The organism is Alteromonas sp. ABH2_165, assembly GCF_056159945.1.
Window position 1 is genome coordinate 98,481 of the sequence record NZ_JBSWWF010000001.1, and the last position, 16,269, is coordinate 114,749.

Sequence of the window (16,269 nt, forward strand, 5' to 3'; positions counted from 1 at the left end):
TTTATTTATTACAGCGAGAACCGCACAACATATGGTGTCGTGAAGGATTGTTGTGGCTATTTTAAGGTTTAGTTATAGAAAAAAATAATGTCTGTTTACGAATTTCTAAAGAGCAGCATGCACCCCAATTAGGCATACTGGTGATATGTGAATATGTTCACGGTATTTCGCGCCTGAACTATCGGCCAGTTACCGCGAACAGCGTCTTTCTTAATGTACTGATTGTACAATTTAATCTGCAAGCCAAGGATTACCGAATGGGTAAATTTACTGTTGATGCTGACTGGTTGCACTGGCATCAGTCGCCGTCAAAACCAGAATTTGTAGTGCCGGAAGGTGCGGTCGACGCGCACTGTCATGTATTTGGTCCTGGCGATCAGTTCCCTTTTGCACCCGAAAGAAAATACACCCCTTGCGATGCCTCTAAAGATCAGCTTTGGGCATTGAGAGATTACCTTGGCTTCAGTCGCAATGTCATTGTGCAGGCTACCTGTCATGGTGCTGACAATCGTGCGCTAGTGGATGCGCTGAATCATTCCAATGGGCTGGCCCGTGGCGTCGCTACGGTAAAAGCCGACATTACCGACGAAGAGCTGCAAGCGCTACATGCCGCTGGCGTTCGTGGGGTTCGCTTCAACTTCGTAAAACGTTTGGTTGATGCATTACCCTTCGACTCACTGGGCATCATTGCAGAAAAGATTAAGCCGCTGGGCTGGCATATTGTGATTTACTTCGAATCGCAGGAGTTACCGGAGCTGTATGATTTCTTTACCAGCTTGCCTACTACGGTTGTGGTCGATCACATGGGCCGTCCTGATATTTCCAAACCGGTTGATGGCCCTGAGTTTGCGCTGTTCCTTAAATTAATGGAAGAGAACAAGAACTTCTGGTCGAAGGTGAGCTGTCCGGAACGGTTATCGTTGGTGGGTCCTGAAGGCCGTTATGACGATGTGGTGCCGTTTGCCCGCGAAGTGGTAACCCGCTTTGAAGATCGCGTACTGTGGGGCACCGACTGGCCGCACCCAAATATGAAAAACCATATGCCTGATGATGGTCACTTGGTTGACGTGATACCGAAAATAGCGCCTACCGAGGCACTTCAACGAAAATTATTGATTGATAACCCTATGCGCCTTTATTGGGCGGATTAATTTTCAGTAGGGTAGCAAACTTAGATTGCGCTACCCGAGTGAATGCAGAACAGTATTTGGGAGAACAAAATGAAAGTAATCGTGGTAGGTCCCGGCGCGTTCGGGATTAAACATTTGGATGGCCTGAAAAACATCGACGGCGCAGAAGTCGTCGGTCTGGTAGGGCGCAACGCAGAAAAAACCCAAGACGTTGCTAACGAATATGGCATTCCAAACGTTTACACCTCGCTGGAAGACGCGCTGGAATCAGATGCGGATGCCGTTATCCTCTGTACCCCTACGCAACAACACGCGGCCCAGTCAATTCAATGTATGAAGGCGGGCAAACATGTCCAGGTTGAAATTCCACTGGCTGATAGCTGGGAAGATTCTGAAGCGGTAGTAAAAACCCAGCAGGAAACCGGCAAGATTTGTATGGTGGGTCATACTCGCCGTTTCAATCCGTCACACCAGTATGTGCATAACAAAATTACCGCAGGCGAACTGAATATCCAGCAAATGGATGTACAAACTTATTTTTTCCGCCGCAAGAACATTAACGCCAAAGGGGAGCCCCGTTCGTGGACCGATCACCTGCTGTGGCACCATGCTGCGCATACCGTCGACCTGTTCGAATACCAAGCCGGTTCACCCATTGTGAAAGCGAACGCGATCCAAGGACCGATTCACCCAGAACTGGGCATTGCACTGGATATGTCTATTCAGCTACAGGCAGAAAATGGGGCAATTTGTACGTTGTCGCTGTCGTTCAATAACGATGGTCCTTTAGGTACTTTCTTCCGTTATATCTGTGACAACGGCACTTACATTGCCCGTTACGATGATTTGGTAGATGGTCGCGAAAACGCTATCGATGTCTCTAAAGTAGATGTGTCTATGAACGGTATCGAATTGCAGGATCGCGAGTTCCTGGCAGCCATTAAAGAAGGCCGTGAACCGAACAGCAGCGTACATAAAGTCATTAACTGCTACAAAGTCCTGCACGATCTTGAGCAGCAGTTAAACGCGTAATTCACGACAGACGCAAATAAGGGCAGGTTGCTTCCTCGCTGATGGGAGCGCGGGTAAAGTCAGAAACCTTCTGCAGCATGGATGCTGCAGCAGAGCCTCCAAGGATGGATTCACGGCGTGTTTTGCCTTTACCTGCGCGCACAGAAGAAGAAGCGGCTTTGTCTGAGCTAAGGAGAGAAAAAGTGAGACAACGAGTACTGGCAGGTAAGTCAGTGTCCGAGATCGGTCTCGGCTGTATGAACCTCAACCATGCTTATGGTGATTCCGTTTCTCAACAACAGGCCAGCAGTTTGCTGGCCTCTGCATTTGAGCAGGGTATTACCCATTTCGATACTGCCGCGCTTTATGGTTTTGGCGAGAATGAAAAACTGGTGGGCGAAGCCATCAAAGGTTTCCGCGACGAGATTTTTCTGGCCAGTAAGTGCGGCATGACCGGCGTTAACGGCAAACGTGTTATCGACGGTCGTCCTGAAACCTTGGTGAGAACGTTAGATACCGCATTACAAAATCTGCAGGTAGAGCAAATCGATTTGTATTACCTGCACCGCATCGACAAAGACGTACCCGTGGAAGAAAGCGTAGGCGTGTTAGGCGATATGGTGAAAGCAGGCAAAATTGCCGCCGTTGGCTTGTCTGAGGTGTCCGCAGAATCTTTGCGAAGGGCACATAAAGAATATCCCATTGCAGCATTACAAACCGAATATTCTCTGTGGACGCGTAATGCAGAAATTGCCGTTCTGGCGGCTTGTAACGATTTGGGCATCGACTTTGTGGCATTTAGCCCGTTGGCTCGGGGCTACCTGGCTGGTGGTATTGATGATCCGGCAACTCTGGCTGAGGGCGATATTCGAAAAGGGATGCCGCGATTCCAGGGCGAAAACTGGATTGCCAATAAATCCCTTTACGCAGAATTTGCAGACCTGGCGCAAAACAACGGCGTGACACCGGCGCAGTTGGCGATTGCGTGGGTACTGGCGCAGGGTGAACATATTCATGCGCTGCCTGGTACAAAAAGTGAAGCCCATCTTACTGAAGATATCGGTGCCAGTGACGCTGACATCGCAGATTCTGTACTGGCCCACGCCGACGACATTATTAACCGTCAAAGTGTACAGGGCGCCCGTTATGGTGCGGGTGCTCAAGCAGATATCGATACCGAAGATTTCTAATCACGTTATCGGAAATAAAAAAGGCCTGCCAGTTTTCACTGGCAGGCCTTTTTTATGGGCGAATGTTATAACGAAGAAATAGAAAAGTGCCTTTACTCCGCTTCGTTATCCAGCACTAATACACCTGCTCCCGTGTTTGAAATAGGTGCGTGATAGTGCTTGTGAATGACTTTGGCATCGTCTTTTAGTGCACCGCGCATTACCATCCACATAATGGTTTCAATACCTTCGGTACCGGCAATCCGCATGATGTCGGTATTAGAGAGGTTGGCAAACCATTCTGGATCAGTGGCAATTTTGTCCATACACTCCAAATCGAAATCAGTATCGATAATACCGGCCCGTTCCCCTTGTAACTGATGCGACATACCACCGGTGCCCAGAATCACTACGCGGGTGTCTTCAGGATAGCTTTCCAGCGCCTTACCGAGCGCTTTACCCAGCTTGTAACAGCGGCGAGCCGTAGGCACGGGATGTTGCACGGTATTCACTGCCAGCGGAATGGCCTCTACTGGCCAGATTTCGTGGTCGCCATATAGTGCGCGGATGGGGTTCACAAAGCCGTGATCCACTTTCATCTCCTGACACATGGTGATGTCGAATTCCTGCTCCACCAATGATTCGGCAAGGTGCCAGGAGAGTGGTGCGTTGCCTTTGAACGGTGCAACCGGTTTTAGCCCCCAACCTTCATCAGCGTTGTGGTATTCGTCGGCGCAGCCAAGGGCAAAGGTCGGCACGGTATCTAAAAAGAAGTTAAGACCATGGTCGTTATACACCACGATAACAACATCTGGACGCGCGTTTTTCAGCCATTCTTTCGCTGGGCCGTAGCCATCGAAAAAGCGCTTCCAATAGGGTTCCTGTTGCAGGTTATTGCTGATGGCATTGCCAACCGCAGGAATGTGGGAGCTGGTGATTCCGCCAATAATTTTAGCCATTCCAGTAGTCTCCTCTTGATTTAATCTTGTCAGACAGGCCTTCCGCACGTTTTTGCAGATTGGCGATAAACTCTTCGGTGGTAATACCCTGAAATGCTGCCCCTGCATCCTGAACAGAGGTGCCCCGTGGAATTGCCATTTTAGCCATGAAGTAAATATTGGCGCCCATCCGAAGCATGCCGAGGAAGTCTTCTTCCAGAACGGCTTTTTTAAATTCGCCTTTTACACCGAGTTTGTCGCAGTATGCTTCCGGGTCTGCAGCAAACTCCAAACGACAGTGCTCCTCGTTGAGGGTATACAGTAATTTATTTAGCGCATACGCTGGGTTAGCACGCTTGCCGTCGAACACATACGTGCCTGGAATGCTGTCATAATCTCGTTCCTGCCATCCCATGATGCTCTCCTATTAACAAAGATTGTTGTATTTTAGGTAGATTTTTTAACTAAAGAATGCCTATATTTAGCTATTACTTGTCAATTTAGTGTATTTATTAATTTAATGTTAACTCCCATGGACTATGTGGATTTCTATGGAGATCCACAAACCAGTCACAAAGAGTTCTTTTACAGCGAGCCACTTTATTCCCGCAGTGCCCGGCATGACTGGTTAATCAGTCCCCACCGGCATAAAGGCATACATCAACTTTTTCTGGTGTTAAAAGGTGGCGGAGAAGTTGTGCTTGATGGCAAAACCTTATCGGTGAACGCGCCGTGCGTGGTATCGGTGCCAGAGGGGCTCATACACGGTTTTCGCTGGCGGGAAGGATCAGAAGGCACGGTGTTTTCAGTGGCGTCGCCTATTGTCAATGAATTGTGGCTACCTGCTGCGGGCACAGAATTTCTAAGCGAAGGTAAAGTAATTGCGGTACCGCCGGGTGATGAGAAAGATATTGCTGAAGTGGCTTCGCGGCTCGAAACGGAAGATTCCAACTGGCACAGCTATCGTGTTGAAATGATTCAGGTGCTGCTAAAGCAGTTGTTTATATCGCTGGCTCGTATTAAGCGATCGATGCCCGAACAATCTGGTCGCATATCGAAGCCGGAGCAAAAATTTACCCAGTTCAGGCAGCTCATTCAACAGCATGGCGCAAGTCGCCACAATGTTGCATGGTACGCACAGCAAATTGGTGTAACCGCCGCGCATCTTAATCAAATTTGTTTAACCGCCACTAACGCAAATGCGCTGGCACTCATTCATCAGTTTTTGTTAACAGAGGCCAAACGCTATCTGGTGTTCGCTGATATGAGTATTGCTACTATTTCGGACCGCCTCGGTTTTAACGAGCCCTCACATTTTTCTCGTTTTTTTCGCAAGCACGAAAAGGTGTCGCCAAAAGGGTTTCGAGAACAGTCACGAAACCATGATCGCGAAGGGAAAGCTTGACGGCCTTCGTTCCCTCGCGGGTTTCGTGCTGGTGCGATATTCTATTTAAATGGAGATTATCGACCCTGTAGCGCATTCGGCGTGCAGTACGGAAATAAACATATTTTGCAATTTGGTGGGTACCCAGTCTTTACGAATGGTGTAGCCAATGGCCCGCGGCGGATCTTTTAATTTCATATCACAAATCGCCAGTAAGCCCGCACGAACATCCACCTCTACTTGTCTGGCTGGTAGCATGGCAACCCGATCGCTCTTCATCAGCAGGCCGCGAATGGCTGTGAGAGAGTTACATTCAATCACATCATGGGGCACCGGAAGTTGACGCGACACAATAAATTCGTCGAAGATAAGCCGGGCAGGGGTTTCTTTTTTCGGCACAATCCACTGAACCTGTTGCCAGTCGCCACTTTCCATGGTGTCGGCATGTAAAATGGGGTGGTTGGCGCGAGCGACCAAAGACAACCTGTCTTCAAACAAGGGCACCTGTTCCAGAAGGTCTTCCATATCCGGTGGGCGTAGCGCACCAATCAACACATCAATGTCACCATGCAGTAAGGCATGTAGCTGTTCCTCGTACGGACCATCGACAATACTCACGTCTGACTGCGGTACTGCGTCCATGACTTTAAGCACCGTTGCGGGCACCAGTTCAGTGAGTGCCAGTGGCAAGCTGCCGATTTTGAGAGTACCAAAGTGTTTACCGTCGAGGGCTTTTACCTCATCAAAGCCTTGCTGCAATTCAGCAAAATACAAGCCTGCCACACGGGCAAGACGCCGGGCTCTCCACGTGGGTTCCGCGCCGGAAGGTGAACGATTGAACAAGGTGACACTGCAAAGTGCTTCTAAATCACGTATGGTTCGATGCAGGGTGGGCTGAGCAATATCAAGCACACGTGCGGCATGGGTATAATTTTGTAGCTCTACCATTTTTATAATGGCTGAAAGCTGGCGGGAATTAATGCCACGCAAAAAGGTAATACGGGCCGTGCGATCGGTGGTGAATTGCCCGTTGGCATATTGCTCAAGTAGCGCAAAAGCCCGCTCAAAACGCTTAAGGAACACGTCACCTTCTTCACTGACATACATACCGGTAGTGCCCCGTGAAAACAGCCGGAAACCAATCTTATCTTCCAGCTTCTTAATGCTTTGGGTGAGGGCAGACTGGGTAAGGTGAACCTGTCTTGCCGCTTCGGAAAGGTTGGAAAACTTCCGTATCTCAAGGGCGCAGTAAAGATGGCGGATATTCAGTAGCTGCACAGTTATCTCGCATTTTAAATTCGATATAGCAAATACTAATGGATTCTTACATCTTTCTAAACGGATTTGTTACGTCCGCAGGCGCATACTTTTGTCATCAGAACAAAGAAGGTTATTAACATGGCAATTTGTGTGACTGGCTGCCCACGTCCGGGCGACGAAACTATTGCAAACTATCAGGGAGCCGAAACGGCCACCGTGCATGAAGCGCAAGGCCGTAAAGGCTTGTTAGCCGACTATATGCGTCCGATTTATCGACCCGCTGCCATTGCAGGTCCTGCGGTGACCTGTCAGGTAGCGCCGGGTGACAACTGGATGATTCACGTTGCGGTTGAACAGTGTCAGCCCGGTGATGTGCTGGTGGTTACGCCAACCAGTCCGTGTATCGATGGGTTCTTTGGCGACTTGCTGGCGACGTCGTTGAAAGCCCGTGGTGTGAAGGGCCTGATCATTGACGGCGGCGTGCGCGATACGGCGACGCTGAAAGAAATGGAATTCCCGGTATGGTCAAAAGCGATTTTTGCACAGGGCACAGTTAAAGAAACCATTGCAAGCGTTAACGTGCCGGTGGTGTGTGCAGGTGCGCTGATTAATCCCGGCGACATGATTGTGGCGGATGATGACGGTGTGGTGGCAGTTGCTCGCAACGAAGCCGATGCCGTGCACGAGAAAGTATTGAAGCGTGTTGAAAACGAAGCCTCTAAGCGTGACCGGTTAGCTGCTGGCGAGTTAGGCCTAGATATTTACAACATGCGTGGCCGTCTGGCTGAGAAAGGTCTCAAATATGTGACCTACGAAGAACACAGCAAAGGAGAATAGGGCAGTGCGCGCCATTCCCTGTAGTCTAATGCGCGGTGGAACATCTAAAGGCCTGTATTTTATGGCCAGCGATTTACCCGCCGATGCTGAAACCCGTAAAGCGGTGCTACTTGCCGCCATGGGTTCTCCCGATCCCCGACAAATTGATGGTGTTGGCGGTGCCCATCCGCTCACCAGCAAGGTGGCGGTGGTCAGTCCGTCAACCCGTGACGATGCCGACGTTGACTACCTGTTTCTACAGGTGGTTGTTGATAAAGCCGTGGTGAGTGACGCGCAGAACTGCGGCAATATCCTCGCAGGTGTGGGCCCGTTCGCCATTGAACATGGCCTGGTTGAGGTGCAAAACGGCGTAACCAACGTGCGTATCCACATGGTAAATACGGGTGCGCTGGCAACGGCTCAGGTAGAAGTGCGTGATGGCAAGCCGGTATATGAAGGTGATACCGCCATCGACGGCGTGCCAGGAACCGCAGCAGCGGTGCTGATCGACTTTGAAAATGTGGCCGGTTCGAGCTGCGGCGCACTGTTCCCTACCGGTAACGTGAAAGACGAATTCGCGGGTGTAGAAGTCACCTGCATCGATAACGGTATGCCAGTAGTCATCATCGATGCCGCTGCTTTAGGGGTTACCGGTGACGAAAGTCCGGAAACGCTCGAAGCCAACTCTGCGCTGAAAGAAAAAGTTGAAGCTATTCGTCTGGAAGCAGGTAAGGCAATGAACCTGGGCGACGTTACCAGCAAAACGGTGCCTAAGATGACGCTGGTCTCGTCGGCACAGAACGGCGGGCAAATAAATACCCGCTCCTTTATTCCACACCGGGTTCACGATGCAATTGGTGTTCTCGGTTCAGTTAGTGTTGCAACAGCCTGCGTGGTAGACGGTTCCATCGCCTACGGATACTGCAAAGGCTGGGGCAACCTGTCATCCATTCAGGTTGAACATCCCACCGGTCAGTTTACTGTTGCTATGCAGGTTAGCGGTGCTGATTCGCTGGATACGCTCACCGTTGAAAAAGCAGCATTGGTGCGAACTGCCCGGCTACTAATGTGCGGTGAAGTGATGATCCCTGAAAGCGCGTTTTTATCGCGCTGAACCTGAATTCAAGTAGGTAGGAAGCATTATGATTATTGATTGCCACGGCCATTACACCACGGCACCGGAACCGCTTCAGTTGTTCCGCGAAGCGCAGATTGAAGCGTACAAGACCGGTAAAGCGTTACCGGAAGTCCCTCATATCAGCGACGATCAAATCCGCGAAAGTATCGAGAAGAATCAGCTAAGACTATTGAACGAGCGTGGTCTGGACATGACGATATTCTCCCCCCGGGCGTCTGCCATGGCACATCACGTGGGCGACGAAGCGGTATCAAAACAGTGGACCAGAGCATGTAACGATCTGATAAAGCGCGTGGTGGATCTTTACCCTGAACGGTTCATTGGCGTTTGTCAGCTGCCTCAGTCACCCGGCGTGCCAATTCAAAACTCGGTGGAAGAACTGGAGCGCTGTGTAACAGAGCTGGGATTTGTGGGTTGTAACCTCAACCCTGATCCATCAGGCGGACACTGGACATCAAAGCCTCTCACCGACGAAAGCTGGTATCCGTTCTACGAGAAAATGGTCGAGCTGGATGTGCCTGCCATGGTACACGTATCGGGTTCCTGTAATGCCAACTTCCACGCCACTGGCGCACACTACATGAATGCAGATACCACGGCGTTCATGCAGTTTCTGCAAGGCAACCTGTTTAAAGATTTTCCTGAGTTACGCTTCGTAATTCCTCACGGCGGTGGTGCGGTGCCTTATCACTGGGGGCGCTATCGTGGTTTGGCAGACATGCTGGGTCAACCGCCACTGCGTGAGCATGTAATGAAGAACGTATTTTTCGATACCTGCGTGTATCACCAGCCGGGTATCGACCTGTTGTTCGATGTAATCGACATTGACAACATTCTGTTTGGCTCAGAAATGGTGGGTGCAGTGCGGGGTATCGATCCGGAAACCGGTAACTATTTTGACGATACAAAGCGGTATGTGGATTCGCTGGATTTAAGCGAAGCGCACCGCGAGCAGGTTTACTCAGGCAACGCACGACGGGTTTACCCGCGTCTCGACACTAAGCTCAAATCTATGGGCATGTAACGCCTGACAGGGAAGGTTGTCCCATTCTGCTTTCTCTTGAGAGTGTTGCCCCAAAACTCAATAAAAAAACGGTTGGTTACTGATGTAACCAACCGTTTTTATTTTTGCTGCTATACACTGAACTGGGTTGGCGGAACGATAATGCTTACCGGCCCGCCGTTAGTTACACGTTGCAAGGTGAATTACATGGTGTAGTTAACACCTAAGAACAGGGTACGACCACGTGGGCCAACAGGCCATGCTGTTTGCGTAGCGAACGGTTCTTCATCAGCCAGGTTGTTGATACCACCAAATACTGCCAGACCTTCTTCAAGCTGGTAGCTTACGTTGATATCGTGAATTAGTGTGCTGCCAAAGAAGCCGCCACCAGCGCCGAACAGTTGTTGATAACCGTTAGTACCCAGCGCTTCTTCCACTTCGCGATAAGCCTGACGGCTCTGATACGTAGTTTGGAATGACATGCTCAGGTCGCCACGAGTCCAGCTAAGTTCGATGTTTCCTGTTGTTTCCGGCGTACGGATTTCTTCGAGGTCAACATCAACGTCAGACATATCAAGCGGGTTAACATAACGGTTCAGTTTTTCCTGACGGGTTCCCACTAAACTTACACCGAAGTCGTTAGCACCAATACTGAAGAGGTAGTTGACAGACAAGTCATAACCTTCAGCTTCAATTGAAGCGAAGTTTTGTGAGAAGGTTGTCAGGCTGTTCAGGCCACCATCGGCACGACGAGTAAACTGGTTACAGTAATCCAGGCCCGGGTAGTTCGCTGAATCGTAACAACCTCGCAGAATATCTGCCGAGCCAACCGCGGCGATAGCATCTTCGATTTCTACACTCCAGTAATCCAGCGTTACGCTGAAACCTTCAAGGTAGCTTGGGCGATATACGGTACCGATAGTCACGGTTTCAGCAGTTTCCACGTCGAGATCCGGGTTACCGCCTGAAGTGCCTGAGAAACGGGCTGTCAGCGGGTTAAGCCAGATGTAGTTACCATCGGCGTCGACGATATCTTCGGTAGGCACGCCAGCGGCTTCAAGGCCAGCAACACAGTTTGCAACCCGTGATGAGGTGCCGGCTTCTATGTTGTTTGGATCACACGGGTCCAGGTTCAGGTTAACCGTCATAGGAATTTGCGGGTCGTACAGCTCTGAAATATTGGGTGCTCGCACCGCTTCAGAGTAGGTACCACGCAGGTTCAGGTCTTCAATGGGGCTGTAAGAGAAACCGACTTTCCAGGTGGTTGCATTACCCAGTGTGGAGTAGTCAGCCATACGAATGGCGCCATCCAACGTAAATTCGTAGGCAAACTTACGGTCCATAAAGATTGGCAGGCGCACTTCTAAGAATGCATCAATCACGTCATATTCACCCGACGTGTTGAATTGCTGAACGTTATCGATACCGGTAAGGAAGTACAACCACGGCGATACCTCGTTAACCGACTGGCCAGCTGTATAAGGTGTGCCTTCTGGCAGGATGCCTCGGGCAAGTGGGTCCAGTATGCTTTCACTCGACTCTTCACGGTATTCAAGACCCGCGGCATAACCCAGTGGGCCGTCCAATACGCTTTCCATCACTTCAAACTGACCAACACCGGTAAGGCTAACCACGGTTTGCTCAAGCGTTGTTTTGTCGTGCATACGGGCAGTAATGAAGTCTTGTGCTGCCTGACTTGCGGCAAAAGTACCGAAAGGATTCAGCGGCGCACACTGGCCATCGCCAGGCGTGAAGGTGTAATAGTTGCTGCTGGAATAAGCACCATTGGCATAGTTGTTACCCGCTACGAAATAATCGATTTCGTATGCCGCAGTAGGGTCTATGTCGGAACGGCAAACAATGTTTCCATTCGCATCGGTAGTGGCGTCCATTGCCGCGAATACGCGGTCGGTGATTTGTTCAGAGTATTCGTCTTCACGGGTAAAACGGCCATAGTTAACAGCAAATTCTAACGAGTGGTCGTAAGAATAATCCCAGGTGAACCCCCCTACAAAGCGCTGAGTTTCACGGGTGTATGTGGTTTCATCGTCATCCCAGCCGATGGCATCCTGGGTAATCAACAAATAGCCGGTTTCATCCATTACAGGTTGTAATTGTTGCGGGACAAACGGGTTATCTGGCAGGATAGCCAGAGTGTCGTAGTATGAGTCGTATTCTGCGTAAGACGTGGTATCCGCCTTCACATATTTTGCTTCAAAAAACGCATTTAACTCATCGTTAATCTGATAGTTACCATTTAAGTTAACGATTACCTTATCGGTATTTGGCATCAGTGTGTCGTTATCGAACGTTGCTTTCGCGCCATCGCCACCGCTACTTAACAGGCCGTCATAAATCGGGCCATCGCTGTTCACACGAATGCTGCCATCTGGGTTGGTGAGCCAGCAGCCTGCCAGATAGCCAGTTTGACCACCTAAAGACTCCTGACAGTCAGCAATACCATTGCTGTTGATATCAAGGTAAGTGACATCACGACCACCAAAACCAGGCGCTACAGACCCTTCGTTTGAGGTGAGCCAATAACGAACGTCATCAGCTAACTGTAGTTGAGTGTCACCGCCTGGGTTAGCAACAATGCGAGAAATGCCGTTGTTTCGAGACCAGGAACGATCGCCGTGCAGCAGTTCCTGTTCTTTTTCGTAAGACAAGGTAAGCACAATGTTACCCTTGTCATCGTCGAAGTTCTTACCGAACGCGCCGTCTAACGCATAGGAGTCACCGCCCGATTCTTCTGGCAGCGCGCCTGTCGCATTAATTTGAACACCCTCAAAGTCATCTTTCAGGATGAAGTTAACCACACCAGTTACCGCATCGGCACCGTAAATTGCAGAAGCACCACCAGTGGTCACTTCAACACGTTCAACCAGGGCACGAGGAATGGTACCGATATCAACCGCAGAGGTACCACGGAAACCTGCAACGTGACGTCGACCGTTAACCAGAGTCAGGGTTCTTTCACCACCCATACCACGCAGGTTCAGAGAGTTGGCGCCAGTAGAAGAGTTCTCTGCGGTAGACGAGGAAATCAGTGCAGGAATGTCGGCCACTACGTCAGCCAGGTTAAGCTCACCGGACATTGAGATATCTTTGCTGTTCAGCGACTGAACGGGTACAGAAGAAATCACATTAGGATCGGTAGGAATGCGTGAACCGGTGATATTCACCACCTCAACGTCTTGCAGGTTTTCTTCGGCTTCCTGAGCGAAGGCATATCCTGAGCTTAACGCCGCAGCAATACATAAAGAGACCGCAGAACGTTTTCTGCCAAGTTGATGTGTGTGTTCTTTCATAGTGGTTTCCTGTGAAACGGATTTTTATTTATGTATGTTTTTGTAATTTTTATGACACGGTAAGACTAAGTAATGTAATGAGCACACTTCATACCAAGTTTGATGAAGCTGGATGGTGCGGTCAGTGAGCACGGAAAGAGCAAAAAAATGGGGCGATAAACCAATTTGGTGCGACAGTTTGCACTTTTAAGGTGCGCTTACAGCAGTCTGTGTTTTTTCGGCGGGAATTTATCGTTGAATGGATAACTAATCAAGTTGAATAGATATATCATTTGGCTGAATAACTATTTTTGCACCATTTTAAGTGAATTCAGCCGCTTTTTCAGATCATCAAGCTCGTTTGCAACCGGCTTCCATCTATCAATACCATTAAAATTGATAGGTTGGCGCACCTGTTCGCTGCTTGCAGTGTGAACGGCTCGCCCGGAATGTTGAAAGTTGAGGCATGCTTGTTCAAAGGGCAAACCAATATAGTGCAAAATACGCGTCAACTCGTCTTCCGGCGCTGCCACCAAATTCTCATATTGCACCTTTAGCACTTTTCCAGGCAGCACATCATCCCAATGATGCATTAGCGCCTCATAGGCATTGAACGCATCGGCAATATGGGCAAGGTCATAACTGAAATAAACACCGTGGGGGAAGTACTGCTTATATAGGCTGTACCCACAATCCATGGGATTGCGTCTGACATCGATGATCTTCGCTTGCGGCAGAATTTTATGAATTAGCCCCACCAAACGGTAATTGAAGGGCTGTTTATCGGTAAAAAACTGACGTTCGCCTGTACGGAATAATCTGCCATTATCGAGATAGGCTTGCCCAAGTGAGGCAAGTTCATCCGATTTGAGCTGGTACAGCGCGTCCGACAAGTTGCAGCCATATTGCTTCGCTGCCAGCCGTTCTGCCTGGCGTTCAATGGCGGGCAGCGTGGGCTGTTCAATTGTGCCTTCAATTTGTGTGTGACTTGCCAGCATTTGCTCGATTAACGTGGAGCCGGAGCGGGGCAGGCCCACAATGAATATGGGCACCGATTGCTGGTGGTCTATTGTGGCTTGAGAAGCGAGCGATGAACGACGATACATATGAATGCGATTTTCACATTCTTTCTGCATTGCCATCGGGGTAAAACCTGCCGTGTCTTGTAATGTATTGGCTTGTTTGTATAGCGCAAACGATTCTGCGGGACGGTTGTCAGCTTCGCTTAATTTGGCATAAGCAAAGGTGGCCGGGCAACGAATGTGCGAAGGAAGGCTACTTTTAACTAAGCTGCTCAATTTTGCTTTGTCGTCGTCACTGAAATGGTAATTTTTAAAGTCTGCCAGCGCCCACCAGGCTTCGGCATTATTAGCATTGGCGTTAAGACTGGCCTGTAAGCAACGAATACTCTGCTCACGTTTACCCAAAATGCGGTACGCCTGACCGCGAATAACATTGAGTTTGCTAAGCGCTTGGGAATTGCTGGCAAGGTATTTCTCTGCCTCGTCACAACGAGCCAGTAGTGCTGGGTATTGACCATACTTGAGTAGCAAATTGATGAGCATCCACAATGGATCTAGCCCATCTTCGAGTGATACTAACCTTGTGGTCTCTTTTATTGCATCCTCAAAGCGCCCGGCCTTATCGTAGCTGGTAGACAACAAATGACATAGGGTTGCATTAGCAGGGTGCACCCTTGTTGCTGGCTCCAGGCAGGCAATGCTTTCATCGGGTTGATTTTGCGTTAACGCGATACTCGCCAGGGTAAAACACGCTTTAGGGTGATTTGCAGTGTGTGAGAGCATTTGCCTCGCTTTCTGCTCTGCCTCAGCGAGCGCCTGGCGTTGCATACACTGCTGAATATATTGAAAGTCGGATTGTAGCGGATCTAACTGTTCAGCGTGTTGGACAATTTGCACGGCCTCCTTGATATGCCCCACCTCGTATAAGCCGCGACTGAATAACAACCACGCCTCATAAAATTCAGGGAATTGCTTAACGCCTATGTACAGCACCTTCACCGCTTCGTCCCATTGTTGCGCATCAATGAAGTGATTAGCCTGGTCTAGCAGTTGCTGTTTAGATGCGTGAGACATGGGTAAACAAAAAGCCCTGAGTAATGGTTGTTGTAATAAGACCGATGGTGGCATGCAGCGGAAATTTCACCGAAAAGGCTAACAGCAATTATTTATCGCTGCAGCAATTATTTAATGCGGAAGTGTGGTTGGCGAGAACCGAACATGCTGATTTGCAGGCAATTTGTGTAGATGGATAAAACTCAAAAGGTATTCACAGCTATACGTGGGTAGTGTTAGTGATACCCGGTTTAATGTTTGAAGTCTTCAAATTTTAAGCGTTGTGCATATAGTAACCACTTGTCTTCAGAGGTCTTCCTTATGCAAATTAATACTAATCTTTCTTCTAAGGATTATATCCGGGGCTACAAGGAAATGTGCCGCTTTATCGGCAATGCACCCATTGTGTCGGGTGCGCTACTGCTATTAGCTTTTGCGGTTACGGCAATTCCTTTTTCTCTGTTCCCACTCAAAATGGGTGCCTACGGACTACTGGTTACATTGGTAGTGTGTTGTGTAAGTATTCACTATCGTTTTGGAACACTGACTGGATTATTTGACGAACTGAAACACCAGCAACGCTTATTCTTGCCAGCCGTTGTGGCGATGACGGCACTGAGTTGGCTGGGTTATGTTGTGGCGACGTCTGTAGCCGGGATGATGCTTTCTGGTGGAGGGGAGCAGGCGATGACGTGGGACGGTTTTTCGGTGATGGGAATTGTGGTCGCAGGCGCGTCAGTTTGTGTTGCCCAACTAATGCCATACGTGATTGCCCATTTCTGTAACGGCCTGAACCTTTCCCGTCAGCAGGGTGAGCATATCTGGCTGACGTTGATGCTACGTTGGAAAACCTTTCTGGCCTTCGTGCCGGTAGCCCTGTTTGTGCCGCTGGCAATGCTGATACAACAGGATCTCAGTGCGTTTATTTTGCTTGTCGCGACTGTATATTGCACCTTTCTGATGTTTATTGTGTTCAATGTGTCGCCAACGCCCAGAACACAAACAGTCTCTTCTTCTTTGTTTACAGCACAGGGCGCGTAACGCGCCCCTTACTG

At 49.4% G+C, this 16,269-nt stretch carries 13 protein-coding genes; 8 read left to right on the plus strand and 5 right to left on the minus strand.

Going from position 1 to position 16,269, the window contains the following annotated elements; translation table 11 throughout:
- Nucleotides 1-257 precede the first annotated feature (257 nt).
- From ACXAFQ_RS00355 to ACXAFQ_RS00365, 3 genes are all read left to right on the plus strand, one after another.
- Nucleotides 258-1,151 carry an amidohydrolase family protein gene (locus ACXAFQ_RS00355; RefSeq protein ID WP_474817633.1) on the plus strand — a complete coding sequence of 298 codons (894 nt, stop codon included), beginning with the start codon at nt 258-260 and terminating at the stop codon, nt 1,149-1,151.
- Between the two features lie 69 nt (nt 1,152-1,220).
- Nucleotides 1,221-2,162, plus strand: a complete 942-nt coding sequence (locus ACXAFQ_RS00360) for a Gfo/Idh/MocA family oxidoreductase (RefSeq protein ID WP_474817634.1) — start codon at nt 1,221-1,223, stop codon at nt 2,160-2,162.
- A 182-nt stretch (nt 2,163-2,344) separates the two neighbouring features.
- The gene (locus ACXAFQ_RS00365) at nt 2,345-3,331 is read left to right on the plus strand and encodes an aldo/keto reductase (RefSeq protein ID WP_474817635.1); all 987 of its coding nucleotides are present in this window, start codon (nt 2,345-2,347) and stop codon (nt 3,329-3,331) included.
- 92 nt (nt 3,332-3,423) lie between these two features.
- On the opposite strand, the gene ACXAFQ_RS00370 is transcribed toward ACXAFQ_RS00365, so the two are convergent.
- Both ACXAFQ_RS00370 and ACXAFQ_RS00375 read right to left on the minus strand, forming a co-directional pair.
- On the minus strand, nt 3,424-4,269 hold the full coding sequence (locus ACXAFQ_RS00370) for a class III extradiol dioxygenase family protein (protein ID WP_474817636.1): 846 nt from the start codon (nt 4,267-4,269) through the stop codon (nt 3,424-3,426).
- Nucleotides 4,262-4,663 (minus strand): protocatechuate 4,5-dioxygenase subunit alpha, encoded by a 402-nt coding sequence (locus ACXAFQ_RS00375; RefSeq protein WP_474817637.1) that lies wholly within the window; start codon nt 4,661-4,663, stop codon nt 4,262-4,264. The genes ACXAFQ_RS00370 and ACXAFQ_RS00375 overlap by 8 nt, the downstream gene beginning before the upstream one ends.
- A gap of 105 nt (nt 4,664-4,768) precedes the next feature.
- Here ACXAFQ_RS00375 and ACXAFQ_RS00380 point away from each other — a divergent pair, with 105 nt between their 5' ends.
- A complete protein-coding gene (locus ACXAFQ_RS00380; RefSeq protein ID WP_474817638.1) occupies nt 4,769-5,653 on the plus strand; it encodes a helix-turn-helix domain-containing protein in 885 nt (294 codons plus the stop codon).
- 45 nt (nt 5,654-5,698) lie between these two features.
- Here the strand turns inward: ACXAFQ_RS00380 and ACXAFQ_RS00385 are convergent, their stop codons facing one another.
- Nucleotides 5,699-6,910 (minus strand): LysR family transcriptional regulator, encoded by a 1,212-nt coding sequence (locus ACXAFQ_RS00385; protein WP_474817639.1) that lies wholly within the window; start codon nt 6,908-6,910, stop codon nt 5,699-5,701.
- 120 nt (nt 6,911-7,030) lie between these two features.
- On the opposite strand from ACXAFQ_RS00385, the gene ACXAFQ_RS00390 reads away from it, so the two are divergent.
- The 3 genes from ACXAFQ_RS00390 to ACXAFQ_RS00400 are packed head-to-tail and all read left to right on the plus strand — an operon-like array spanning nt 7,031 to nt 9,870.
- Nucleotides 7,031-7,729, plus strand: coding sequence for a 4-carboxy-4-hydroxy-2-oxoadipate aldolase/oxaloacetate decarboxylase (locus ACXAFQ_RS00390; protein WP_474817640.1), 699 nt, complete (start codon nt 7,031-7,033; stop codon nt 7,727-7,729).
- A 4-nt stretch (nt 7,730-7,733) separates the two neighbouring features.
- On the plus strand, nt 7,734-8,822 hold the full coding sequence (locus ACXAFQ_RS00395; protein WP_474817641.1) for a 4-oxalomesaconate tautomerase: 1,089 nt from the start codon (nt 7,734-7,736) through the stop codon (nt 8,820-8,822).
- Nucleotides 8,823-8,850: 28 nt separating this feature from the next.
- Nucleotides 8,851-9,870: an amidohydrolase family protein gene (locus tag ACXAFQ_RS00400; protein WP_474817642.1), complete on the plus strand. Its 1,020-nt coding sequence runs from the start codon at nt 8,851-8,853 to the stop codon at nt 9,868-9,870.
- A 182-nt stretch (nt 9,871-10,052) separates the two neighbouring features.
- Here the strand turns inward: ACXAFQ_RS00400 and ACXAFQ_RS00405 are convergent, their stop codons facing one another.
- A complete protein-coding gene (locus tag ACXAFQ_RS00405) occupies nt 10,053-13,160 on the minus strand; it encodes a TonB-dependent receptor domain-containing protein (protein WP_474817643.1) in 3,108 nt (1,035 codons plus the stop codon).
- A gap of 284 nt (nt 13,161-13,444) precedes the next feature.
- The gene (locus tag ACXAFQ_RS00410) at nt 13,445-15,235 is read right to left on the minus strand and encodes a tetratricopeptide repeat-containing sulfotransferase family protein (protein ID WP_474817644.1); all 1,791 of its coding nucleotides are present in this window, start codon (nt 15,233-15,235) and stop codon (nt 13,445-13,447) included.
- 300 nt (nt 15,236-15,535) lie between these two features.
- On the opposite strand from ACXAFQ_RS00410, the gene ACXAFQ_RS00415 reads away from it, so the two are divergent.
- Entirely contained in the window at nt 15,536-16,255 is a 720-nt protein-coding gene (locus ACXAFQ_RS00415; RefSeq protein ID WP_474817645.1) for a hypothetical protein, read from the plus strand.
- Nucleotides 16,256-16,269: the final 14 nt, after the last annotated feature.